The sequence below is a fragment of the Tatumella saanichensis genome (genome assembly GCF_000439375.1).
Lineage (GTDB): Bacteria > Pseudomonadota > Gammaproteobacteria > Enterobacterales > Enterobacteriaceae > Tatumella > Tatumella saanichensis.
This window is the reverse complement of the sequence record NZ_ATMI01000012.1, coordinates 55122-79214: the sequence shown is the minus strand read 5'-3', so window position 1 is coordinate 79214 and position 24093 is coordinate 55122. Positions and strand designations below refer to the sequence as shown.

Here is a 24093-nt window from a genome sequence, read left to right as displayed (position 1 = left end):
AACAGCGCGAAAGTGCGGATTTATGCAAAAAGGGTGACGGGTAATTCAACCCTATCACCCTTAGAGAGGCTTATTTGAACAGTTCGGCGGTTACCGTCAGGTTACCCCCACTTTGGTTCTGCCACTGGCGGGTAATGTGGTAGTACTTGGCGCCTTTATCCGCTGCACTGCGGGCGATCGCTTCGGAAATCTCGGTTGGTGTGCCGAAGTGGTCGGTAATGGTGACGGAGCTGAACGGGGTCATCTGAGCCGCGGTAATGGCACTCAATTCCTGAACAGAGCGGCCGTCCGGCAGGTTAACGGTATAGCGTTTACCGGTGGATGACTGAGTTTCAAAGAAACGACCGACATTGTTGTCTGGTGTCTCTGAAGAGGCGACCCCTGGGATCTCCACCTTCTTCGCCGCTGCTCCGCCTTCCGCGAGCGCGGCTTTACCGGCCTGTGAGTTGGCAGGAATTGCATCAGGGCTTTGGACTTGGCGCTGCTTAGCATCGGCTTTATAGACGAACGCCGTAACAAACTGATTACCACCATTGTTGGCGTCGATCTGCCGAACGATAAAGAAGGAGGCAGCACCTTTGTCTTTCGCGGCTCGGCTGATGGCATCGATCACATCTGGCTGGGCAGGGAAATAGCCGCTGACTGACACCGTATCAAAAGGAACGAGGCGGTAGGCCACGGTTTTCGGTAACTGCTGGACGCCATTAAAGGTGCTGTAATGGGCTTTCTTTGCCACTGGAGGGGCATCGGCACGATAGAGATCGGCGGTGACACGCCAGTTGCCACTGTTACCGGTCGCATCAGCAATATTCTGAATATAAAAGCCGGCAGCACCCATCTCATCAGCGCGTTTTGATATCGCATCACTGGCGTCGATCAGCGAGTTAAAGCGACCACTGATATTGATGCGGGTGAACGGTTGGGTTTTGGCTGCTTTTTCTGGGGTATACTCCTCGGCAGCGTACGCATTGACGACTGTCGCTGAGAGCAGCGCTGCCAGCATAAATGTGTTTTTTAGCTTCATCAAAATTAATCCTTCCCCATTCGCAATAGCGTGTAAAACTGTGCTGGACGTTGTTGTTTGACCTGTTTGCGTCCGATTATTGCATGGAATACGGGTGCTGTCTCAGTCAATTTAGTGATTTAACTGGCGAATTTGTGAGTCAAGCAGCCAAGGTTGCAGACAGAAGATGGGCAGCGGGATAGGGCTACTCTCCCGGCGCATCGCCCCAGGAGAATGATACTTATTATGATGCGGGTGGCAGTGTCTCGTCGCCAGTTACAGCGCTTTCAAAATCATCCGGCTTAAACACCAGCAGATCACAGCGAAGATGATCGATCACCTGTTCAGCGGTATTACCGAGAAACGCCGCAGAAAGCCCAGTGCGGCCCTGAGTCCCCAGTACCACAACCCCAGCATCGAGTTGCGCGGCGGTTTCCGGGATCACGTTTTCCGCTTCACCTTTTTGCACATGGGTAAATTCATCACCAATCGAGAACTGCTGGCGTAAGGCTTTCATGGCGATCAGATGTTGGCCACGTATGGCTTCGTTATAAGTTTCTGGATCGAAATCTGGCAATTCAATGGCAATGTTCACCGGCGTCAAAGGGTAGGCGCCCACCAGATGCACCTCGGTATGGTTGACCATTTCTGCCAGACTCTGGCTTTCGCGGACCAGTTTCTGGTTAAGTGCATCATGATAGGGTTCATCACTGGCCAAGTTTACTGCCACCAGTGCTTTACCGTTCTCCGGCCACGGCTGGTCTTTAACCATCCATACCGGTGAGGGACATTTGCGTAGCAAGTGCCAGTCGGTAGGAGTAAAAATCACCGATTCGAGCCGGTCGTGCTGGTGAGCCATTTTCAACACCAGGTCATGGTCGAAATCAATGACTTCTTGGATGATGGCTTCGTGGGGGCGGTTATGCCACACCACTTTTATTTCTATTTGTACGCCGGCATTGATGTAGGCCTGTGCCTGCTGTCTGATCCACTCCGTTCGTTGGTCAATCACGCCCTGGCGCATGGTGAGTCGCTCATCCGGAGACAACAAGGTGGTCATTTCATAGGAAAAGTCATAGATAGGCAGAAAGGCTTTAATTTTCCCGCCGATACGCTGGTTGAGGTAAACCGCACGGCGCAGTGCGGGCTGATCATCCTGCTCAGAGTCGATAGCGACCAACACGTTTTGGTATCGGGACATAATGACATCTCCATGCAAAGGGACTTTGATGACTAAAGATAGCCTAAGTTATCCGCAGGGAGAAGCAAAGTTATTAAGGGTGTCAGCAATAACGTCAATAAGGACAACCGGCAGACAGCCACCCTAAGGGTAGCTGTCAGGGGGGAGATTAATTACTGCAGGCAGGCACTTGGCCGGCTAGGTCACTGAGCATGGCGTGATTTTCGATGGTGATATATTTCCCTTTCACCGCCAACATACCGCTTTTCTGAAAACGTCCGAGTAAACGACTAATGGTTTCCACGGTCAATCCGAGGTAGTTACCAATATCACCTCGGGTCATGGTGAGACGGAACTCACGTTGTGAAAATCCGCGCTGGGCAAAACGACGCGATAGGTTCCAGATAAAGGCCGCCAAACGCTCTTCGGCACTTTTTTTCGATAGCAGCAAGATCATATCTTGATCGCTTTTGATTTCACCACTCATCAAACGCATCATCTGCTGACGCAGGGCAGGCATTTTACCGGAGAGATCATCGAGGGTATCAAAGGGGATCTCACAGACCATTGAGGTCTCTAATGCTTGCGCGAAGCTCGGATGGTGACTGGTAATAATGGCATCAAAACCGACTAAGTCTCCGGCAAGATGAAAACCGGTAATTTGTTCATCGCCCTGTTCAGTAATAGTGTAACTTTTAAGGGTACCGGAACGAATGGCATACAGAGATTTTAGCTGGTCACCGGCTTGGAAAAGCGACTGGCCTTTCTGAATCGGTTTTTTACGCTCAATGATGTTATCAAGCTGGTCTAGCTCATGCTCATTGAGGGTAAAGGGGATACATAATTGGTTGATGCTACAATCCTGACAATGGATCGCGCAACCGCCTGATTGTACCCGTCGAATAACCCTTTTTTCTGGAATCATACATTCAGTTCCGGTAGTGATTAACTGACCATAATTTTAACATTTTTCGCGAAAAAAAACAGGTTATGCCACCGAATGCTATCTAAATATTTTTAAATTTTAAAATATATTTGTAAATGTGTCAGAATTTCATCATGTTAGTTATCTGACTAGCATTGAGGACAGTGGCGCTAACCTTTTCCTAAGTTGAGGATTTTAGCCGATAACGACTATCCAGCGTCACTGAAAGTGAAAGTATTCTCTTTTGCTGCTGACAAAGGACGACGAATTGTTTTACAGAAAGATAAATCCGGAGTAAAGCCCGATGACCGATTCCGATGACCACGCGCTGTTTTTAACGGCGATGAACGATGTCAGCCCGCTTAAACAAACTCAGCAACCTTATCAGCCACCGCGGAGCCGAAAATGTCCGCAACCGCGTTCCTCTGAGGAGCAACGTTTACCGCTTGACCCGCTGGTGCTGCTTGATACAGACGAAAGTCCGTTATTTCGTCGCCACGGAGTCCAGCCAGGCGTAATGGAAAAGCTGCGGCGTGGTGGATACCGGCTAGACGGTAGCTTATCAGTGCTTCACTTGACGCCGGAGCAAACCCGTCATGCGCTGCTGGTGTTCTTGGCGGAAGTGCAGCGGCGCGGCGGACGAAATGTACTGATCGTTCATGGTAAGCCTCGGGAGGCTGATGGTCCGGCGAATGTCCGCCGCAGTTACCTCGTGAATTGGTTATCACAATTGGAGGAGGTGGCTACTTTTTGCGTGGCTGCTCGGAAAAACGGTGGCTCGGGTGCGCTCTATGTGGCGCTGTCGAAAAGTGAAGCCCAGCGCGATCACACACGAGAACTCCACGGTGGCCGAGCCGGTCAGCGCTGAGGAGAGAATGACTCGCAGCAGGAAAAACGAGTTGGGGTTATCGACGAACAAAAAAACACCCCTGTGTTAGCAGGGGTGTTTAGCTCTCGCATTCAGCAGTGGACAAATTAGAGGTTAGAGCGTAATTGCGGATAACGTTTCAAGCTGAACAGACACCACAACAGGCTTATCAGTCCGAATGCGGCACCGACATAACCTACCCAGGTCATTCCCGCATGACTGCTGACCTGATTACCGATCAACGCTCCAGCACCGATACCGATATTGTAGATCCCAGACATCAGAGACATGGCAACATCGGTGGCATCCGGTGCCAGTGACAGTACCCGAACCTGCATCGCTAGGTTAATCGACATCATGGCGATACCCCAGACAATACAGAGTACGCTGATTTCCAGCGGATGAGTGGCAGCCAACCACAGCAGGCCCATACAGAGGGTGATAAGGAAAATAGCACCGGCTAGTAGGGCTGATGGCAGACGTTTACCAATGGCGCTGAACAGTACACTACCAAGGATGCCCGCACCGCCGAATAGCAGCAGTAACAGGGTGGTGAAGTTCTCATCCACATGACCAATCTGCTGCATAAAGGGTTCGATATAGCTATAAGCCGTGTAGTGTGCGGTGACCACCAGGGTGACCAACAGATAAATACTGACCAGCGCTGGACGGCGGAATAGCTCCGGCAAGCTTTTCAGCGAGCCTGAGTGTTCACTTGGCAGTTTCGGCAGCAGTTTTGCAAGCATCAACATCATCACAAACGAGGCCACAGCGATAATACCGAAGGTGGTTCTCCAACCCATGGTCTGACCGATGATACGCCCCAGTGGTACGCCGAGAACCATTGCCAGCGCAGTACCGGTGGCAATCATACTGAGGGCTTGGGTACGTTTGCCTGGTGGCGCAATACGGATCGCAAGCGACGCATTAATCGACCAGAACACCGCATGGGTGATAGCAATACCGATCCTAGAAACCAATAGTGTATTAAAGTTCCAAGCCATCGCCGACAGAATATGACTGGCGATAAAGATCACCAACAAGACGACCAGCAGCATGCGCCGTTCAATATTTCTCGTCAGCAGCATCAGTGGCAGCGACAGCAGAGCCACACACCAAGCATAAATAGTCAGCATAATACCGACGTCTGCGGTCTTCATATCAAAGCTGCTGGCAATGTCGGATAACAACCCAACAGGGACAAATTCTGTGGTATTAAAAATAAAGGCAGCAATAGCCATAAGTAATACCCGCAACCAAGCGACCTTGCGGGAAACATGCGGGGCATGCAGGCTGTTTTCCTGCAGTTCTGGTGAATCTGCTGTCATAAGTGAATCATTTACCTTAGTCAGTTTTAAGTGATCTACATCACACTATAGAACAATTGTACGATTTTGCAGGGCGGATTAAACCTTTAATTCTCTTTATTACACGGAAAATCGCGCGTTATTTTGTGGGAGTTAGCACTGTCGATAGCATATTCTGTATTGAGGGGCTTGGGAGAACAAAATAGGGAAGTCTCCCAGCAGGCTGACGGTATTTTCTGCGTCATAGGAGAGGTTAGGATGAGCCCATGACAGGCTCACCCTAAGGATTAGGCGTTGACTTGTTTCAATCGAGTCATCAGTTTATAGCCGACAGCCAGGGCTAACAGTAATAACACGGCGATAAAACCAGCAACCCCTGGCCAGCCGTAATTTTTCCAGAAAATGCCCCCTGAGGTGCCGGCGATGCTGGAGCCGCCGTAATAACAGAACAGATACATGGAGGAAGCCTGACCTTTGGCACGGCGAGCGCGGAGACCAATCCAGCTGCTGGCAATTGAGTGTGCGGCAAAGAAGCCCCCAGTAAACATCAGTAAGCCCGGTAAGATTAACCACACTGAGGCAAACAGTGATAACACTACGCCAGCCAGCATCATCCCCGTAGAGAAGAGAAATACCGGTCCGCGTCCGTATCGTGCACTCAGGGCACCCGCTTTTGGCGAACTCCATGAGCCAGCCAGATAGACCACTGAGATAAGACCGACGGTGGCCTGACTCATATTATACGGACCGTGTAGTAAGCGGTAGCCGATATAGTTGAACAGTGTGACAAACGCCCCCATCACTAGGAAACCGATAATGAACAGCAACGGCAGACCTTTATCACGGAAATGTAGACGGAAATTAATCAGTAGCGCTTTAGGGCGCAGTGGCACTGGACGGAAGTGGCGGGACGCCGGTAATATTTTCCAGAACATAAACGCCGCCGCCAAGGCGCAGCAGCCGATGCTCATCAACGCGACCCGCCAGCTGGAAAGGTCGGTGATCACCCCAGTCAGCAGACGACCACTCATGCCACCAATCGAGTTACCGCTGATATACAGCCCCATAGAAAATGCCAGCACACCGGGATGCATCTCTTCACTGAGGTAGGTCATAGCCACCGCGGCCAGACCACTGAGGGAGAAACCTAGTAAGGCGCGCATAACTAGTATTCCTCCCCAACTAGTCATCATGGCTGAGGCAACGGTACAGGCCGCTGCCAGCAATAGTGCGCCAACCATCATTGGCTTTCTACCGATGGCATCGGATATGGGGCCGGTGATCAGTAAACCAATCGCCATACAAGCGGTAGAGATAGACAGAGAAACACTGCTCATAGCAGGGGTGACATCGAACTGGTGTGACAACATGGGTAAGATAGGTTGTACACAATAGAGCTGGGCGAAGGTGGCGAGGCCGGCGGAGAAGAGGGCGAGGGTGACCTGAAGGAAAGTACGGGTGCCGCGGGTGATATAGGGAGATCGGCTGCGGCGTTGGTCAGGACTCTCTTCTTCCGCAATCGGAAGTGTGGTCGCCCGGGTGCTGCTGTTCATGGGTTTTCCTCTGTTATTCAGTTGTTGATACTCTAGGAAACCGCCAATAAGTTGTCTAATATATTAATAATCTCAAATAAGATAATTTAAATATGAATCTTGAGTTAAGGCACCTGCGTTATTTTATTGCTGTGGCCGAAGAGCTTCATTTTGGCCGTGCAGCACTACGACTGAATATCTCACAACCGCCGCTGAGCCAGCAGATCCGTCAATTGGAAGAGGCGGTAGATGCCCGCTTGTTTGTGCGTAATAACCGCCGTGTTGAGTTGACCTGTGCTGGGGAACAATTTCTTAAAGATGCCCGTGGGATTTTATTGCAGGTTGATCAGGCCAGTGAGCGCGCTTCACGTCTCCATTACGGGGACAGCGGTGAATTGCGGATTGGATTTACCTCCTCCGCGCCACTTATTAAAAAAATCCCTGACGTGGTCTATCAGTTTCGTCGTCGTTATCCGGATGTTCACCTGCACCTACAGGATCGCAATAGTCGTCATTTACTGACCCCCTTACAGGAAGGAAAGATGGATTTGGCGATAATGCGTAATACGCCACTACCCGATGATCTACAATACCGTTTATTACAGGAAGAAGCGATGTGTGCGGTGGTGCATAAAGATCATCCTCTGGCGGGCAGTCGGCGTATTTCTCTGCGCCAGTTACGCGAGGAACCCTTTATCTTCTTTGACCACCAGGGGGGGACCGCCCTGTACAGTGAAATACTTGGGTTATTACAACGCTACCAGATCACACCGGACATTACCTTGGAAGTCGGGGATGCAATGGCCATTCTCGGGCTGGTGGCAACTGGTCTCGGTGTGTCGATACTCCCTTCCTCGTTCCGCCGTGCACGGCTCAGTGAAGTGGTATGGCTGGAACTGAGTGAAGCCGATGCCCGTTCAGAACTTTGGCTGGTGTGGTCAGCACAACGTCAGATAACGGCCCCGTTGCAGCACATGCTGGAATTGATGTCTTCGCTACACTGAACACCATGGTTCCGTGAAATCACTCACACTTCCTCTGTTCGGCTGACTACTCCGTGACAGCTTGTCGCACAATCCCCCGTATCTTTAGCACATTGACTGGCTTAACGGGAACGTTGTGCGGTGGCAAAACACGGCAGGACATGTTGACGATATCCGACCGACCCATATAGGGTGAGTCTACCGGCTAAGTGATACCTGTGGGCCGGTGTTCCGTATTGCTCTTTCTGAGTTGGCACTTTTGGCACTGGCCAGTGTCACTAAAAGTACTCGTGTGCTAAAAAATGCAGGTCCTGTCTGTGATGCTAAGGCTGAAATCGTTGGGGGCCGGGGCATCCGGCTACAGGGCTTATCGCTGCGCAGGCTAGTCTGGTGGCGCTGCTCAACGCTCAACAGTGAATTTTTGTTAATTAATTCACCGCTGAACCCTTCAGCAGAAATATTCTGTACGGTGTTAACAGAAGTGCTACAACTCTTTCTTTAGTCTTGGTTTCATCAACGCTGCCACTGTACTGGTCAAAGATGCCCTGCATAATGGGCGGCTGTTAACGCATCTTTTCAGGGCTAGCAGCGATAAACTTGCGTTAACGCAATTAATGCACCTAGCAGCTCTCCTACAATGCTTTTTACCAATAAATCACTGAACAATCGTAAGGATTGATCCAGGGAGCTGACGTGAACAAAGTCTTTATTACTGGAACTGATACTGCCGTGGGGAAGACAGTGGTCTCATTGGCGCTGATGCAGGTGGCAGCAGCGGCGGGGATCTGTTGTGTCGGTTATAAACCGGTTGCTAAAAATGCCCGCCAGACAGAGGAGGGGATGCGTAATGGCGACGCCCTATTGTTACAACAAGCGTCTGCACTGACATTAGCCTATCCAGCCATTAACCCCTTTGCTCTCGAAGGGGATGAAATCAGTACCAGTCCGGGATGCAGAGTGGATTACGCGACCTTGAGTCAGGGCTTATCAGCCCTCAGTGGCTCTGCTGAGCAAGTTGTTATCGAAGGGACTGGCGGCTGGCGTTGTTTAATGAACAATGAACGACCACTCTCCGATTGGGTGATAAGCGAAAAGTTACCGGTGATCTTAGTAGTAGGCATTAAACTGGGCTGTATCAATCATGCATTGTTAACCGCGGAAGCGATCCTTGGTGATGGTTTGCCGCTATGTGGCTGGATAGCGAATCGTATCAATCCTGGCTTGGCAGAATATGCCAGTATAATTAGTGTACTGGGAAAACAGCTGCCGGCGCCGTTACTCGGAGAAATCCCTTATCTTCCTAGGGCTGAACAGCGCGATCTCACTCGGTATCTTGATCTCAGTCGTCTACAAAGTTCTCTCACCACGGCCTAGCGAAAACAGGAACAGCAGGTCGCTGTTCCTGTCCAGCGATTACTGGCTGGCTGAGGCGGCGGCACTGCTGCCAGCGTCGTCATTACTCAGACGCTTGTAAACGATTTTCTGAGTATCGTTCTGGCAATGACCAACAACCAGACCACCGGCCTGAAAAGCTTGGTCACTCGGCACGATGTCTAAGCTAAAACCAGATTCCGGTACACCGTTAGCGACGATTTTTTTACTGATATCGGCTTTCACCGAATCACAAGAAGCCTGAGCCAGTAATGGACAGGCAGCCAGCAATGCGACAGCAACAAGATATTTAGATTTCATAATCGACTCTTTTTTGAAAGACCCGCAATATCGGGTGAGTTAAGGCTTAACCGGACGACCTGTCTGACGGTCCAGACAACGTCTGGTCTGTGGTTCCCAGTAAGCGTTCAGATTTTCACTCTGCATACACTTATCTTGGGCATCATACGCGCGGTCGGCTTTATCAAACTCTTTTCCGGCACGCTGATTCTTTTGACGGCGCAGGGCGCGGGTATCATCCCACTGTTCTTTTTGCTCTCTGGCCTGTTCACGGGTCAGGGCATTGTCGCCGTTATCAATGCTGAGGTAGCGGGTGGTGGCACTGGCTTGAGGGGCCAGGGAGAAAAGGCTAACAGACAGTGCCATGCCCATGACTACCGGTAACCTTTTTAATGCTGTTCTCATCGTAATTTCCTTATTGACGCAGCCAGACAAACCGGCAGGGACCCCTGCCACCCGAAAGTATAACATTTGTCCGAAACAGGCGGCTACTTCCCTATGCCGCCTTACAGAACAGTACTCTGTCGCCCTAATCAGACCTTATCGACTTTTAATCCTGCGTAAGTTTGGCAGACAGGCATCAGCTCTAGGGTATTCACATTGACGTGGGCAGGCAGGGTGGCCACCCAATAAACTGCTTCAGTGACATCCTCAGGTTTTAGAGGCTGGGCTCCATCATAAACGGCGTTGGCTTTGGCATCATCGCCCTTAAAACGGATATTCGAAAATTCGGTTCCACCCACCAGGCCTGGCTCGATGTTGGTCACGCGCAGTGGCGTACCGTGCAGGTCTGTCCGCAAATTCAGGCTGAACTGACGGACAAATGCCTTGGTGGCACCGTAGACGTTACCGCCTTGATAGGGCCAACTGCCCGCGGTAGAACCAATATTGATCACATGGCCTTTATTACGTTTTACCATCAGTGGCAGCACGGTACGGGTCATAAAGACCACGCCTTTGGTATTGGTGTCGATCATGGTTTCCCAGTCATCGAGATTGGCCTTTGGCGCGCCTTCCATGCCTAATGCCAAACCTGCGTTATTCACTAACACATCAATGGCTTGCCACTCTTCGGGTAAAGAGGCGATCGCTTTTTCGATACCGGCACGATCGCGAACATCAATTTTCAGCGGATAAACACTTTCACCAAACTTATCCTTTAACTGCTGTAGGCGCTCATCACGGCGCCCGGTGGCAATCACCTTATGGCCCGCATCAATAAAGCGAGAGGTAATTTCTTCTCCGAATCCTGCGGTTGCGCCTGTCACCAAAATAATCATATCAGTACCTTCCTATGGGGGGTTATATCAGGGGGTATGAGTAAACATAGCATTGTTCTTGGCGGGATGCCCACTCAGAATAGAGTCGCACTAAAGATGTGCTAATTTTCGAGGGTTTGCACCTAAAGTGTGCGTATTTATTGGCGCCCCCAAAATATTATCAAAAGCAACCGATTGCAATGGCAAAGCAAATGGTTGCTCGGTGGGTTTGGGTTTTTAATAGAGGTGATTTGTAAGTGATTGATATTAATGAGTTTAAATGAGTTTTTCTGTGTGGCACGCTACTTGCAGTAGCGTTATCAATACTTAATGCTCTTCACACGATCTGCCTACTGAACCACAGCAGTGACGATAAGGAACCATAATGTCAGACACTACGCTTAAGGCATTCCGCGCCACCTTGGTGGATTTTAACGATCTGGCGCACAGTAGCGAACAGATTGCTGAGCAGTTTCGATATATTGCAGACGGTCTGCTGGTGGTTGAGGACGGGAAAATTCGTGACCTGTTACCTTGGACCCTTGAGGCAGAACAGCAACTCGCCTGTGAGGTCATGGATTTACGCGGTAAAATCATTATGCCTGGCATGATTGATACCCATATTCATTACCCGCAGACAGAAATGATCGCCGCCTTTGGTGAGCAACTGTTGGAATGGCTTGAGCAGTATACCTTTCCTACCGAGAGTAAATACGGTGATGAAGCTTATGCTCGGCAGATGGCGACCTTTTTCATTCGCCAATTGTTCAGTCATGGTACTACCACTGCGCTGGTATTCGGCTCGGTACACCCGGAGTCGGTAGAGGCGTTGTTCGGTGAAGCTGAAAAATATGCAATGCGATTGATTGCCGGCAAAGTGATGATGGATCGTAATGTGCCGACGGGATTAGAAGAAACGGTGCAACAGAGTGTACAACAGACGGAAGCCTTGATTGAACGTTGGCACGGTAAGGGGCGTTTAGGCTATGCCATTACTCCGCGCTTTGTTCCAACTTCCTCACCGCAACTGCTGGAAAAAGCAGGGGAGCTGCGGCAGCGCTATCCGGATGTGTGGATGCAGACCCACTTGAGTGAAAATCAGAAAGAGATTGCTTGGGTCAAACAGCTCTATCCACAGCAGGAGAGTTATTTGGCGGTGTATGATCATTATCGTCTTACAGGTAAACGCAGCGTGTTTGCTCATTGTATCCACTTGGAAGACCAGGAGTGGCAGTGTCTGCATAATACCGGTTCCTCGGTCTCTTTTTGCCCCTCGTCGAATCTGTTTCTCGGTAGCGGTTTGTTTAATCTGTCAGCCGCTAAAGCGCACCATATCCCGGTTGGTATAGGGACGGATGTTGGGGCAGGAACCAGCTTTAGTCTACTGCGTACCTTAGGCGATGGTTATAAAGTGCAGCAATTGCAGAATTATAAACTGAATGCCTGTGAAGCTTTCTATCATGCCACCCTCGGCGGAGCGCATGCGCTGGATCTGCACTCAGTGATCGGTAACCTTTCCCCAGGTAAAGAAGCGGATTTCATTGTCATTGATCCGGCGGTGACGCCATTGCAAGCACTACGGCATCACAACAGTAAAGATATCTTCGGGCAACTATTTGTTCTGATGACCCTCGGAGATGAACGTAATATTGCACAGACCTGGGTGAACGGCGAATGTGTCTGGCAACAGGGCATCACAGAGGAGAGTCATCATGCAGTTTTTGCTTAATCAGCAGCGGATCAGTATCGAGGAGATCGATCCGAATATGACGGTTCTCCGTTACTTGCGCGAAGAGAAACATAAATGTGGCACCAAAGAAGGCTGTGCCTCTGGTGACTGCGGGGCCTGTACGGTTGTATTGGCGTCCGTGACCGATGGCGAGTTGCAGTATCAGACCGTTAATAGCTGTCTGACGCCGGTCAGTGCGCTGCAGGGCAAACAACTGATTACTGTAGAAGACCTGCAGCAAGGGGAACAACTGCATCCGGTACAACAGGCGATGGTTGATAGTCATGCCTCACAGTGCGGATTCTGTACCCCAGGCTTTGTTATGTCACTGTTTGCCCTCAGTAAACAACCTATTCATCATCCGCAACATCAAATCGAGCAGGCGCTAGCCGGTAATCTGTGTCGTTGTACCGGCTACCGCCCGATACTGGATGCTGCTCGACAGATCACCTCTCAGACGACGATTATGGATGCGTTTATTCACTGGCAAGAGGATACCCGTCAACAGTTGTCGAAGATGGTGACGGAACACATTGAAACACTGCACTACCAGGATCGGGTCTGCTATCTACCGAAAACATTGCCGCAACTGGCGGCGCTGTATCGCCAGTTTCCAGAGGCACGGCTGGTGGCCGGTGGTACCGACTTGATGTTGGCAGTCACCCGGAATCATCAGCGTTTTTCGACGTTGATCGCCTTGAAAGAGGTGACAGAATTGAAGCAGTGTCTGCATCAGGGTGAATCGTTAGTGATCGGTGCCGGAGCCAGCCTGAATCAGGTGGCGGAGTTTCTCAGTGAATATATACCGGTGACTAAAACCTTCTTTGAGCGTTTTGCCTCATTACAGATCCGTAATCAGGGCACCCTAGCCGGTAACCTAGCTAATGCCTCGCCGGTAGGTGACTGCGCCCCCATGCTGCTGGCGATGGGCGCACAGCTGGTACTGCAACAGGGAAACACCCAACGTCAGATTCCTTTAGATGAGTTCTTTGTCGGCTATCGTCAAACGTTGTTACAACCTGGAGAGTTTATTCATTCGATTATTATCCCGTCGCTGTCGGACTGTCAGTCACTGTATTTGAGAAAAATTTCTAAACGTCTCGACGATGATATTTCTGCGGTGTTTGCGGCCATTAATCTTACCCTTGATGCTGAAGACGTTGTGACCAGCGCGCGGATTGCCTTTGGTGGTATGGCCGCAACGCCAGCACGGGCTGTAGGCTGTGAAACTACCTTGATCGGTAAACGATTGAGTACTCAAACCATTGAGCAAGCCTGCCAGGCATTAGCGACCGACTTTACGCCCCTGTCGGATTTCCGTGCCAGCGCTGATTATCGTCGTCAGGTAGCGGCTAATCTATTGCGTCACTGGTACTTCTGTCACTGTGCCCCTCGCGATGTTATGGAGATCGCCGACTATGTCTCATAATTCAGCCCCGATTGACCGCGAAACATTGAAAGCCCTTTTTCATCGCTCTGCCAGTGAGATAGTGGGCCAGAGCCTGATCCACGAAAGCGCCACTAAGCATGTCACCGGGGCGGCGCAATATATTGACGACAAGGCCGATCAGGCCGGTACGTTGCATCTTGCGCCACGTCTAAGTGAACATGCCCGCGCCAAGATCCTGTCTATAGATACCACTCCGTGCTATCAGGTGGCGGGAGTGGTACGGGTCATCACCTATCAAGATGTGCCTGGGATTAACGATGTCGGACCCCTGGAGGCGGGTGACCCTCTACTGGCGGAAGATGACGTCTTTTATGTCGGCCAAGTGCTGCTGGTGGTTGCCGCGGAAAACCGTGAGGCCGCTTTTGAAGCTGCGGCATTGGCTAAGATAGAGTATCAGCCACTGGACGCGATACTGGATGTACGTGAGGCACTGAAGCAGCAGTTTTATGTTCAGGAACCGCATCGTCATCAACGTGGTGATGCAGACAGTGCGTTGCAGCGTGCCGCTCACCGTTTACAGGGCGAGTTTCATATTGGCGGCCAGGAGCATTTCTACTTAGAAACCCAGACGGCGCTGGTCATTCCTGGCGAAGACGCCAGTGTGACGGTCTATTCCTCGACTCAAAACCCGACGGAAGTTCAGAAGCTGGTGGCCTCGGTGTTGGCAGTGCCCATGAGCCAAGTGAATATCGATATGCGGCGTATGGGCGGTGGTTTCGGGGGGAAAGAAACCCAAGCCGCAGGCGTCGCCTGTCTGTGCGCAGTGATTGCCCGGCTGACCGGACGACCTGCAAAAATGCGTTTAGCTCGCAGTGACGATATGCAAATTACCGGTAAACGTCATCCGTTCCTGGTGCGTTACCAGGTGGGGATTGACCAGCACGGTCGCTTGCAGGGGGTCATCATCGATTTGGCGGCAGATTGTGGTTATTCACTGGATCTCAGCGGTTCGATTGTTGACCGTGCCATGTTCCACGCTGATAACGCCTACTATCTCGGGGATGCCCGCATCACCGGTTACCGCTGCCGCACCCATACTGCCTCGAATACCGCTTATCGCGGATTCGGTGGGCCGCAAGGGATGATGGCGATTGAACAGATTATGGGGCATATCGCCAGCTTCCTTGGGCGTGATCCGCTGGAGATCCGCCAACTGAATTATTACGGCGGTGAAGGGCGCAATATGACCCATTATTACCAGCCGGTTAATGATGACCGGATGCCGGAAATTACGGCGCAACTTATCGAGAGTGCGGAGTACTATGCCCGCAGAGAAGCCATTCACCAGTTCAATGCCAGCCATAGCACCTTGAAACGCGGCTTAGCCCTGACCCCAGTGAAATTCGGCATTTCCTTTACTTCTGGCTTCCTTAATCAGGCCGGAGCACTGCTCCTGATCTACACCGATGGCACGGTTCAACTCAATCATGGCGGTACCGAGATGGGCCAAGGACTGAACACTAAAGTGATTCAAGTAGTGGCTCAGGTGTTGGGTATTGATCCACAGCAGATCCGTGTGATGGCCACCGATACCGGCAAGGTGCCTAATACTTCACCTACTGCTGCGTCAAGTGGTGCCGACCTTAACGGTAAAGCGGCACAAATTGCCGCACATACCTTACGCGAGCGACTGACCACTATGCTGGCTGATAAGCAGCAATGTGCGCCAGAAGAGATTGATTTTCGTCACGGTGTAGTGCGGGTCGGCGAAACCTATTACAGCTTCGCGGAAGTCGCCTCTATGGCGTGGTTTAGTCAAGTACAACTTTCTGCCACCGGCTATTACAAAGTGCCTGGTCTGCATTATGATCGCGACGCAGGACGTGGCGAACCCTTTTATTATTTCGCCTATGGTGCTGCATGCAGTGAAGTGATTATCGACACCTTGACCGGCGAATACCGGTTATTGCGCACTGATATCTTGCATGATGTCGGTCGTTCACTTAATCCAGCGTTGGATATTGGTCAGATTGAGGGGGGATTTGTCCAAGGGCAGGGATGGCTGACCTGCGAAGAGCTGTACCGTAATGACAAAGGCAGCCTAATGACCCGCGGACCGGACAGCTATAAAATCCCTGCGGTCAGTGATATGCCGGCGGATTTCCGCGTCAGCCTACTGGAAAACCGCAGCAATGCGCAACCGACGGTTTATCATTCTAAGGCAGTGGGGGAACCGCCGTTTATGTTGGCCATCTCGGTATTTAGTGCCCTGCAGGACGCGATTGCCGCCACTTCTACGCAGGGGCGTTATCCGCTCACCGACAGTCCAGTGACCCCAGAACGGGTACTGCAGGGGATCCAGCGCTTACGGGAAACGGTCGATGCATAACGAAGAGTGGATCCCGTTACTGAACACGCTGCAGCAGCAGCGGCAGCCTTGTGTACTGATCACTATCATGGCCGAACGGGGTTCTGTGCCCCGTGGTGGCGGCAGTAAGATGGTGGTGACGGCGCAACAAAGTTGGTTGACCATCGGTGGTGGTAATTTGGAATATCGCTGTATGGACATTGCACGGCAGATGTTGCAACAGCAAGATGCTGAGCCCCGCTGTGAACAGTTTCCATTGGCCGCCCGCAGTGGCCAATGTTGTGGCGGCGCGGTTACTGTGTTATTTGAGCCTTTAATCACGCCTCAGCCGCAGATCATTGTGTTTGGTGCTGGCCATGTTGGCAGGGCGCTCACCTCGATTTTATCAACGTTACCCTGTCACGTAATTTGGGCCGATAGTCGCAGTGAATATCTCACGCACCCAGCTCCGGGTGTCGAGCTGTGCTTAGAGGAGGAGTTGTCGGATGTGGTGAGTCGAGCGGCGGCGGGCAGCTATTTTGTGGTCATGACGCATAACCACGATTTAGATTTGCACCTCACAGAGCAGATTTTACGCCGTGAAGATTTTCGGTATTTAGGGGTTATTGGTTCACAGACTAAAAGCCAGCGTTTTCGTTATCGACTACGCGGTAAAGGGATTAGTGACCAGCAGCTGGAGAAGTTTCGTTGTCCGGCGGGCCTGAATGCAGTCACCGGTAAATTGCCTGCAGAAATTGCCGTTTCCATCAGCGGTGAAATCATCGCGGAATATCAGCGACAATCCATGCAATAACCATCTAGAGCCGGTTTCCCGGCTCTAGATAACCGATCAGCCGAGTGGGCCGCCTTCGATGGTGTCACACATACCCGCCAATACACGTTCACCGGTTTCGGTGGATAATTCTCGGTACCAATTTGCGGTGGTTTGTGGATCTTTTGCGTGGGTGACATCACAGCGCTTACGGGCTTTCAGTACCAGATCCTTTACGCGTTCATTACGGCGCTGCTGATAACGCAATAAGGCATCGTCGATCCCCAATGAGTGACTGGCCAGTGTGGTCGCCAACACCACTGCATCTTCCATCGCTGCGCATCCGCCCTGACCGATATCTGGCGTCGTACTGTGGGCCGCATCACCCAGCAGGGCAACACGGCCTTTCACGAACTGCATAAAGGGTTCTATATCGTGGATCTCCACCCGATTGGTGGTTTGAGGGTTAATGTTAGCGATCAGCTGCTGTACCGGATCCGCCCAGCCAGCGAAATATTTTTTCAAGTCGTTGACCAAGGTTGAGCGATCTTCTTCTAGACCTTTCTCCAGAGGGACATCAAAGAAGAAATAGAAGCGGTTACCATTCACCGGCATCAGCGAAACACGTTTACCTTCACCGACCCAGGTTGTCCATTGGTCAGCAGGGGCTATTTTTTCGTCAATCTCAACCAATCCGTTCCAGTTCACATAGCCGGCATAACGGCGTTCAACACGCTTGTCGAGCACATACTCACGCACTACCGAATGGGTACCATCGGCGGCGATTAAGAAGTCACCGCTTGCAGTGGTGCCATCATCAAATTGGACACTTACACCGTTATCATCCTGTTGTACTGCACAGACTCGTTTTCCAAAGGCAATTTTTTCAGCACCATAGCTGTTAATAAGCATACCTTGAAGTTCGGCCCGAGCGACCGGATAGGGGTATTCCCCAACACGAGCAACCAGCGGTGCAAGACTGAAGCGGGTGAGATCGTTGCCATGATTGAAATCGCGGTAGGCCATCCAGGCCATATTACCACCCAGCGCTTTGATCTGCTCACCTAACCCTAGGTAATTGAGGCATTTCACCCCATTTGGCCAGATAGAAATTGCCGCGCCGACAGGTTTTATTTCTTTAACTGCTTCAAAGACTTCAGTATCAAAACCGCAACGCGTTAGGGCTAGGGCAGTGCTCATACCGCCAATACCGGCGCCGATAATCAGTGCTTTCATCATGTTCTCCTTATTCTCATCACCCTAAGACTGCAACTTTTGTACCAGTCCGCAATGAACAGGGTAATATAGTTTTTACTTTACAAAATCAATAAGATAAGAATTGCGGCTTAATTTTTGATAAGCGAGGATGAACCTGAATAGTGCAAAGAGGGTAATAAAGGGCACTTTTATGCGGCAGTGTAGAGTAGATGAATCAAACGTTTCAATATTATATCTGAAAGATTCGTATTAGTATTATAAAAGTGACATTGTCACATATGGTGGCTTTAACTACTTGGAAAAGTGGTTTCATTTCCACTTTATTAGTTACAACATACATTGTATGCCTTAATGATTGGTGTCGTACATCAAGTCACGAAAACAAAATATCTACAGGCGAAGACAAAGCTTAAGCACTGTTACGGACATTTAGCCATAAGCGCATATCAAACTCTAGCTGATGGTAATCTGGCTCCATATGGCAGCATAGTTGATAAAACGCCTTGTTATGTTCCTTTTCCTTTATATGGGCCAGTTCGTGGACCACAATCATCCGTAAAAAAGGTTCCGGTGCTTTGCGGAATAGGGTCGCGATACGGATTTCATGGTTGGATTTGAGTTTTCCACCCTGAACTCGCGAGACATAACTATGGGTGCCTAATGTACCAGTGATAGGGTGTTGTTTATTGTCGTAATAAACTTTTGATATCAATGGACTATTTTTCAGGAAGCGCTGCTTGTAACGGTCAACAAACTGATACAGTGATTTATCACTTTGCACCTGATGACCCTCTGGATATTTATTCTCAATCCAAGGAGCAAGGCGCCCCTGTTCAGCCAGAGTTTGTGCCTTATTGAGGATATCTGCAGGGTAACCCTGCAAATATTTTAACTGTGTCATAGTCATGGCATTAATTGGAAAAGAGAGCATGATAGCACAATACACGAGAGTGGCCGTATTGCTAAAGGGCTAGCGGGGCACAGTTCCAGGCGCCTGACTGTACTTTTGGATCGCGCAGGATCCCAAACGGCCAGTAGATACTGTGACAGGACCGTAATGTCGGGCGTAAGTCATCTACTGAGCATCTCGATGAGTCCTATCAGGATGACAGCGACAACAATATCTGCTATTTTATCTATTCAACAACCTATTCAATAACCTATTCAATAACCTATTCATAATGGCAACTACCCGAGCAGATACACTACGCAGTCTACTGCGTCAGTCACCGATGAATGCAAGGCAACTTGCTGATAATATTGGAATTAGCCAACCAACACTGTCTCGTGAACTGAAAGCAGTAGCTGACGAGGTTGTTAGGATTGGCGCGGGTCCATCTATTCAGTATGCGCTTTATGATCGCTTCCGGGGGTTTAGTTCGGCACCGGTTTATCGTATCAGCGAAGCAGGGCAGGTGAGTGCACTGGGGCGATTAGTTCCGGTTTATCCTCACGGTTTTGTGATGCAGCAAACAGATGGAAAGAGCATTTACAGTGACAGTCTGCCATGGTGGTTGTTCGATATGCGTCCACAAGGATATCTTGGTCGAGCTTATGCCTCTCGTTTTTCCGCGACGCTAGGACTACCCGCAAATCCTGAGCATTGGAACGATGCGGAAGTTATCCGTTCATTGCTGGCTCATGGCGCGGATGCAATAGGTAATTTATTGATCGGTGAACAAGCACGAGAGCAGTTCCTAAACATGCAAGCTCCAGTGGCCATTGACCGGGACGTTGGTTTTCCTGCACTGGCTAAAGCGGCAAGTTCTGGAGAGATCCCAGGGTCTTCCGCAGGTGGTGAACAACCCAAATTCTGTACTTTCACCGACCGAGGCCATGTATTGGTAAAGTTCTCTGCTGCAGATAATCATCCTGTCAGCGAGCGTTGGCGGGATCTGCTGGCTGCTGAACATCTTTCCTTAAAAGTGTTAGGCGTGGAGACTGACATTTTCGATTTCTCTGGCCAGCGCTTTCTTGAGATCCCGCGTTTTGATCGTGTGGGTAGATTAGGCCGTATTGGACTGTTTTCATTACGGGCATTAGATGCTGAGTTTACTGGGCGGGCCAGAGAAAGTTGGCCAGTACTGGTCGAGGAATTAATCAAGCAAAAACATGTTGAAGCCAGCGCGGCTGATCAGGTCGCGTTACTGTGGGCCTATGGCACATTGACGGGTAATACCGATATGCATCACGGAAACCTTTCCTTTATCAGTAGCCATGGTCGGCCATACCATTTGGCTCCAGCCTATGACATATTACCAATGGGCTTTGCGCCGAAATCTGGAGGAGAACTGGTTAACAGCCTACGAGCGATCGCATTACCGGAAGTTATTTCAGTAGCAATATGGCACCAGGCTTTAGAGTTGGCAGAGCAGTTTGTGAGTTTGGCTAATGACAGCAGTCTGTTGTCAGAGAATTTCAAACCTTGCTTACAGGCATTACGTGAGCATCTTGATGATGCAGCAAGACGTATTGCGCGGCTGGCATAATAACCTTTGGCCGCTAACGTATTTGATGGATACGTAAACCGGCCAATATTGGATGCTGGATAAGAAGGGTAGAGGCTATAGGTTAGCGTTACGATCGTAGAGTTAGTCAGAAGATCCGATTCATGGCGAGTCCCTATGCACATTATCTGATTTAACTATTCTGGGTTTGAGGAATATACATAATCTGAAGCATCACAAGATTTAGCGTAACCAGTTGTTTTAAAATTATATTTTTAAAAGTTAAATCCTAATTTACAGTTATGAACTAAGTTTCGGTTCATAACTGTGTTGAAAAGTGTCCATAAATCACCCTCAGTTGCGTCCATTAGTTCATGAACTAAACATTTTAATTTTGTGAGTTAGATCAGGTTTTAGGGTTCAGTAATATTAATTTATATTCGATGTGCGATTGCATAGTACCTTTCCGACAATAGGTGCAGCGGTAAATGCATTTGGCTAGCCCCGCACAATACGGCCACAAAACCCGTTTCAAGCTGATTGACCGTCACTGAGTCAGGCATAGTGATTGATACGATTCGCCGTTTTTTAAGCGTTCCCAGCGATAACTACGATCTTCACTGAGACGGTTGCTTATCCAGCAATTGTGAAATAAATCATCTGAATGTTCAGTTGTTCCGTAGCGTTCCAGGTAGTCCGGAGATGAGGCGATAACTCAGCGTACATCTGGAGATAATCGCCAGGCAACTACATCTTCCTTGACGGCGGATATCGCTCACATCGGACCTTCTACTTTGTTGGCTCTTCCGCTTTGTGCCATGAATCGACTGCAAAGTTACATGTTTCTTATCCTTTCGGTGTTTCGATATTTTAATGGTGGCAATTTGTATTTTTTAGAGAACACCCGAGTGAAAGTCTGTTGTGAATCAAATCCATATTTAAAGGCTATGTTTATCACTGGTTCATTAGTTTCAATAAGATCTTTCGCCGCAAGTCTGAGCTTTTTATCTTTAATATACTTTCCAAGGCTAACTTCTTTTACCTGCACAAAAATCCGCTGAAGATGCCACTTGGAATAACCTGCCCGCGCAGCAACATCCTCTATCTTCAGCGGCTTGTGTAAGTTTGAATCAATCCATTGAGTTATCTCATCGATGATCCCTTCTGTTCTGAACATATATCGACGCTCACTTTAAGAGGGCTGTGACACATCCTGTTCGGGATGCTTATGATTTATTTATAGATTTCAGCAACCCCGTGTAGTCTATTATCCCCCGCTGTCGACAGGATTTTGAATGAGGTTGCCCCTTGCTCGTCAGCCTTGCGAGAAAGAACATCCGATAACTCATCAAGCGTATAGGCATTGCTGGTTGAGACGACACCGATCTTTTCTTTCCCATCTGCATGATTAATTTCTTGGTCAGCAGAGGCATTATTCACTGAAATAAATCCCATGACCAATGTAGTAATAAGTAGTGCTTTCATATTTAATACCTATTTTAAAATCTATGTTTAAAACTGGATTCGTATCAGGGGAATTATCCCCGTCTGTATATGTAAATATACAGACCTAAGCTGTCATGAGGCTGACCGCTATATGACAAAATTGTCAGGGTTGTAGATTGGTTAATTTTTTTGAATACAAATTCATCTCGTTAATAATGCAGTCAGGCTCTTCACGCAGAGGCATATTGTCTATGTCCAGAACCCCATCAATTTTTTGTGGATCATCAGCCAGCAGATCTGCAAACAGTGGGGTAAGATCATGCTGTGCTTCACCTCGTTCAGACACCAGTTCGAAAGTTTTATTTTTTGCCTCGTCGTGGGTTAGGGCACTGACCAGAACCTGGGCGATTTGCTCCCGGGATATCACACCATCTTCCGGTGTTCCTGCATGGCGACGATCCCCCTGAAGCATAACGATCCTGTGTTCATCATCATTGTTGTAATCAAACCAGCCGGGCCTGACGATGGTATAGGGGTGACCAGTAGTCCTGACCAGACGCTCGGCACGTCTTTTCCAGTCATGAACCTCAGTGCGTTGATTCCAGGTGCTGAGTCGTTCAGTCACGCCAATCGTGGTCATCAGGCTGATACGAACAGATACATTCCTGAATATTCGTACAATATTGCACACTCCGCCATAATCTATCGCCCTGGCACCAATACGACCCTGACCATCGGAACCGAGAGTGAAAATGATGGCATCAATATCTTTCGGTAATTCGGTGAGTGTTTCAGGCAATGAAACATCGCCGTAAAAAATATCTGTACCCCGAGGAAGCGATTTCACTTTGCGCTTATTTCGGATCAGCGCTACAGGCTGATGGCCCATTTTGATAGCGGTATTGACGACATGAAGGCCAATACTTCCTGTCGCCCCTGCAACGAGTATTTTCATGATAAACCTTCTGATAATTCAGACTTATTTTCGATACGGTCAGAATATCAATTATCATTATTGTCAGTAATAGGGTTAAAATGATTGTGTCTATGAACACCCTTCATGAGTGTGTGAAGAAGGGAATGCCACCATAAGGAAATCGCCGATGCTCAAAGAAAACTTCAATGAACTGCAAATCTTTCTTGTGGTCGCGAGGGAGAGAAGTTTTACCAAAGCAGCGGGTAAACTGGGGGTTTCTCAGTCTGCACTCAGCCACGCGATGAAGGTCCTGGAGGAAAGGCTGAATATTCGCCTTCTGACCCGTACGACCCGAAGTGTAGCCCCTACAGAGGCCGGTGAGAGAATTATTGCCTGCCTTGAGCCACGTATTGCCGATCTTGAGCAGGAACTGGAATCGCTGGTTCAGCTGAACGGCACTGCCTCCGGTAATATCCGTTTATCTGCCGGGGAGCATGCCGTGCGAAGTCTGGTATGGCCGAAGCTAAAACCCTTCCTCAGGGAATACCCGGAAATCAATGTTGAACTGGTCGTTGATAACGGCTTTGTCGATATTGTTGAGGGACGTTTTGATGCCGGGATCCGTCTGGGCGAAAGTGTGGATAAGGACATGATTGCGGTAAGAATTGGGCCGGACATGAGAATGGCTGTGGTAGGAGCGCCGTCTTATTTCGCTGCAAATCCTGCACCTGAAACGCCGCACGAGCTACAAAATCATCGGTGTATCAATATGCGCCTGCCGACAGCCGGTGGGCTTTACCACTGGGAGTTTGAGAAGGAAGGGAAACCGTTACGGGTCAGAGTGGAAGGGCAGGTCACGTTTAATCTGCAGGCGGAAAGGATTGATGCGGCGTTATCCGGTTTTGGCATCGCCTGTATACCTGAAGACAGGGTGCAGGATTATATAAAGTCAGGAGAGCTTATTCAGATTCTGCAGGACTGGTGTCCGTCTTTCCCCGGATATTACCTTTACTACCCGAGCCGTAAGCAGCATCCACCCGCCTTTGCGCTGATGATCGATGCTCTTCGCTACCAGGAATAACGGGTCCCCCAATCTCAGC

The 24093-nt window shown here is 49.7% G+C and carries 22 protein-coding genes and 1 pseudogene; 9 read left to right on the top strand and 14 right to left on the bottom strand.

Annotated features, from left to right (window positions below; all coding sequences use genetic code 11):
- Positions 1–70: 70 nt before the first annotated feature.
- The 3 genes from ydgH to DW47_RS0106045 all read right to left on the bottom strand — a co-directional run bounded on the left by ydgH (position 71) and on the right by DW47_RS0106045 (position 3108).
- On the bottom strand, positions 71–1024 hold the full coding sequence (ydgH, locus tag DW47_RS0106055) for a DUF1471 family protein YdgH (protein ID WP_029685498.1): 954 nt from the start codon (positions 1022–1024) through the stop codon (positions 71–73).
- 223 nt (positions 1025–1247) lie between these two features.
- Entirely contained in the window at positions 1248–2204 is a 957-nt protein-coding gene (gene uspE, locus DW47_RS0106050) for a universal stress protein UspE (RefSeq protein WP_029685497.1), read from the bottom strand.
- A 148-nt stretch (positions 2205–2352) separates the two neighbouring features.
- On the bottom strand, positions 2353–3108 hold the full coding sequence (locus tag DW47_RS0106045) for an FNR family transcription factor (RefSeq protein ID WP_029685496.1): 756 nt from the start codon (positions 3106–3108) through the stop codon (positions 2353–2355).
- A 304-nt stretch (positions 3109–3412) separates the two neighbouring features.
- On the opposite strand from DW47_RS0106045, the gene DW47_RS0106040 reads away from it, so the two are divergent.
- Positions 3413–3976 (top strand): Smr/MutS family protein, encoded by a 564-nt coding sequence (locus DW47_RS0106040; RefSeq protein WP_029685495.1) that lies wholly within the window; start codon positions 3413–3415, stop codon positions 3974–3976.
- 107 nt (positions 3977–4083) lie between these two features.
- Here the strand turns inward: DW47_RS0106040 and DW47_RS0106035 are convergent, their stop codons facing one another.
- Entirely contained in the window at positions 4084–5304 is a 1221-nt protein-coding gene (locus DW47_RS0106035; RefSeq protein WP_152473137.1) for a sugar transporter, read from the bottom strand.
- Positions 5305–5570: 266 nt separating this feature from the next.
- Positions 5571–6836, bottom strand: a complete 1266-nt coding sequence (locus DW47_RS0106030; protein ID WP_029685493.1) for an MFS transporter — start codon at positions 6834–6836, stop codon at positions 5571–5573.
- Positions 6837–6928: 92 nt separating this feature from the next.
- Here DW47_RS0106030 and DW47_RS0106025 point away from each other — a divergent pair, with 92 nt between their 5' ends.
- Both DW47_RS0106025 and bioD read left to right on the top strand, forming a co-directional pair.
- Positions 6929–7819: a LysR family transcriptional regulator gene (locus DW47_RS0106025; protein WP_029685492.1), complete on the top strand. Its 891-nt coding sequence runs from the start codon at positions 6929–6931 to the stop codon at positions 7817–7819.
- Between the two features lie 672 nt (positions 7820–8491).
- Entirely contained in the window at positions 8492–9172 is a 681-nt protein-coding gene (gene bioD, locus DW47_RS0106020) for a dethiobiotin synthase (RefSeq protein ID WP_029685491.1), read from the top strand.
- Between the two features lie 39 nt (positions 9173–9211).
- Here the strand turns inward: bioD and DW47_RS0106015 are convergent, their stop codons facing one another.
- The 3 genes from DW47_RS0106015 to ydfG all read right to left on the bottom strand — a co-directional run bounded on the left by DW47_RS0106015 (position 9212) and on the right by ydfG (position 10749).
- On the bottom strand, positions 9212–9490 hold the full coding sequence (locus tag DW47_RS0106015; protein WP_029685490.1) for a DUF1161 domain-containing protein: 279 nt from the start codon (positions 9488–9490) through the stop codon (positions 9212–9214).
- Between the two features lie 39 nt (positions 9491–9529).
- Positions 9530–9874, bottom strand: a complete 345-nt coding sequence (locus DW47_RS0106010) for a DUF1283 family protein (RefSeq protein ID WP_029685489.1) — start codon at positions 9872–9874, stop codon at positions 9530–9532.
- Between the two features lie 128 nt (positions 9875–10002).
- Positions 10003–10749: a bifunctional NADP-dependent 3-hydroxy acid dehydrogenase/3-hydroxypropionate dehydrogenase YdfG gene (gene ydfG / locus DW47_RS0106005; RefSeq protein WP_029685488.1), complete on the bottom strand. Its 747-nt coding sequence runs from the start codon at positions 10747–10749 to the stop codon at positions 10003–10005.
- A gap of 364 nt (positions 10750–11113) precedes the next feature.
- Here ydfG and guaD point away from each other — a divergent pair, with 364 nt between their 5' ends.
- Genes guaD through xdhC form a run of 4 tightly spaced genes read left to right on the top strand, consistent with a single transcriptional unit; the run spans position 11114 to position 17008 of the window.
- Complete coding sequence (gene guaD / locus DW47_RS0106000; RefSeq protein WP_029685487.1) at positions 11114–12457, top strand: guanine deaminase; 1344 nt, start codon at positions 11114–11116, stop codon at positions 12455–12457.
- Positions 12438–13886 carry a xanthine dehydrogenase small subunit gene (xdhA, locus tag DW47_RS0105995; protein WP_029685486.1) on the top strand — a complete coding sequence of 483 codons (1449 nt, stop codon included), beginning with the start codon at positions 12438–12440 and terminating at the stop codon, positions 13884–13886. The genes guaD and xdhA overlap by 20 nt, the downstream gene beginning before the upstream one ends.
- Entirely contained in the window at positions 13876–16236 is a 2361-nt protein-coding gene (gene xdhB, locus DW47_RS0105990) for a xanthine dehydrogenase molybdopterin binding subunit (protein ID WP_029685485.1), read from the top strand. The genes xdhA and xdhB overlap by 11 nt, the downstream gene beginning before the upstream one ends.
- Positions 16229–17008, top strand: a complete 780-nt coding sequence (gene xdhC, locus DW47_RS0105985) for a xanthine dehydrogenase accessory protein XdhC (protein WP_029685484.1) — start codon at positions 16229–16231, stop codon at positions 17006–17008. Before xdhB ends, xdhC begins: the two co-directional genes overlap by 8 nt.
- A gap of 36 nt (positions 17009–17044) precedes the next feature.
- On the opposite strand, the gene hpxO is transcribed toward xdhC, so the two are convergent.
- Positions 17045–18202, bottom strand: coding sequence for an FAD-dependent urate hydroxylase HpxO (gene hpxO / locus DW47_RS0105980; protein ID WP_029685483.1), 1158 nt, complete (start codon positions 18200–18202; stop codon positions 17045–17047).
- A 391-nt stretch (positions 18203–18593) separates the two neighbouring features.
- A complete protein-coding gene (locus DW47_RS0105975) occupies positions 18594–19085 on the bottom strand; it encodes a M48 metallopeptidase family protein (protein ID WP_029685482.1) in 492 nt (163 codons plus the stop codon).
- A gap of 280 nt (positions 19086–19365) precedes the next feature.
- On the opposite strand from DW47_RS0105975, the gene yjjJ reads away from it, so the two are divergent.
- On the top strand, positions 19366–20673 hold the full coding sequence (yjjJ, locus tag DW47_RS0105970; RefSeq protein ID WP_029685481.1) for a type II toxin-antitoxin system HipA family toxin YjjJ: 1308 nt from the start codon (positions 19366–19368) through the stop codon (positions 20671–20673).
- A gap of 440 nt (positions 20674–21113) precedes the next feature.
- Here the strand turns inward: yjjJ and DW47_RS17835 are convergent.
- From DW47_RS17835 to DW47_RS0105955, 4 genes and pseudogenes are all read right to left on the bottom strand, one after another.
- Positions 21114–21394 (bottom strand): annotated as a pseudogene (locus DW47_RS17835) (type 2 periplasmic-binding domain-containing protein); the annotation flags it as partial.
- Positions 21395–21466: 72 nt separating this feature from the next.
- Entirely contained in the window at positions 21467–21808 is a 342-nt protein-coding gene (locus tag DW47_RS0105965) for a helix-turn-helix domain-containing protein (RefSeq protein WP_029685480.1), read from the bottom strand.
- A gap of 56 nt (positions 21809–21864) precedes the next feature.
- Complete coding sequence (locus tag DW47_RS0105960) at positions 21865–22116, bottom strand: YdgH/BhsA/McbA family protein (protein WP_029685479.1); 252 nt, start codon at positions 22114–22116, stop codon at positions 21865–21867.
- Between the two features lie 124 nt (positions 22117–22240).
- Positions 22241–23032, bottom strand: coding sequence for an SDR family oxidoreductase (locus tag DW47_RS0105955; protein WP_029685478.1), 792 nt, complete (start codon positions 23030–23032; stop codon positions 22241–22243).
- A 148-nt stretch (positions 23033–23180) separates the two neighbouring features.
- Between DW47_RS0105955 and DW47_RS0105950 the strand changes: the two genes are divergently transcribed.
- Positions 23181–24074, top strand: coding sequence for a LysR family transcriptional regulator (locus DW47_RS0105950; RefSeq protein WP_029685477.1), 894 nt, complete (start codon positions 23181–23183; stop codon positions 24072–24074).
- Positions 24075–24093: the final 19 nt, after the last annotated feature.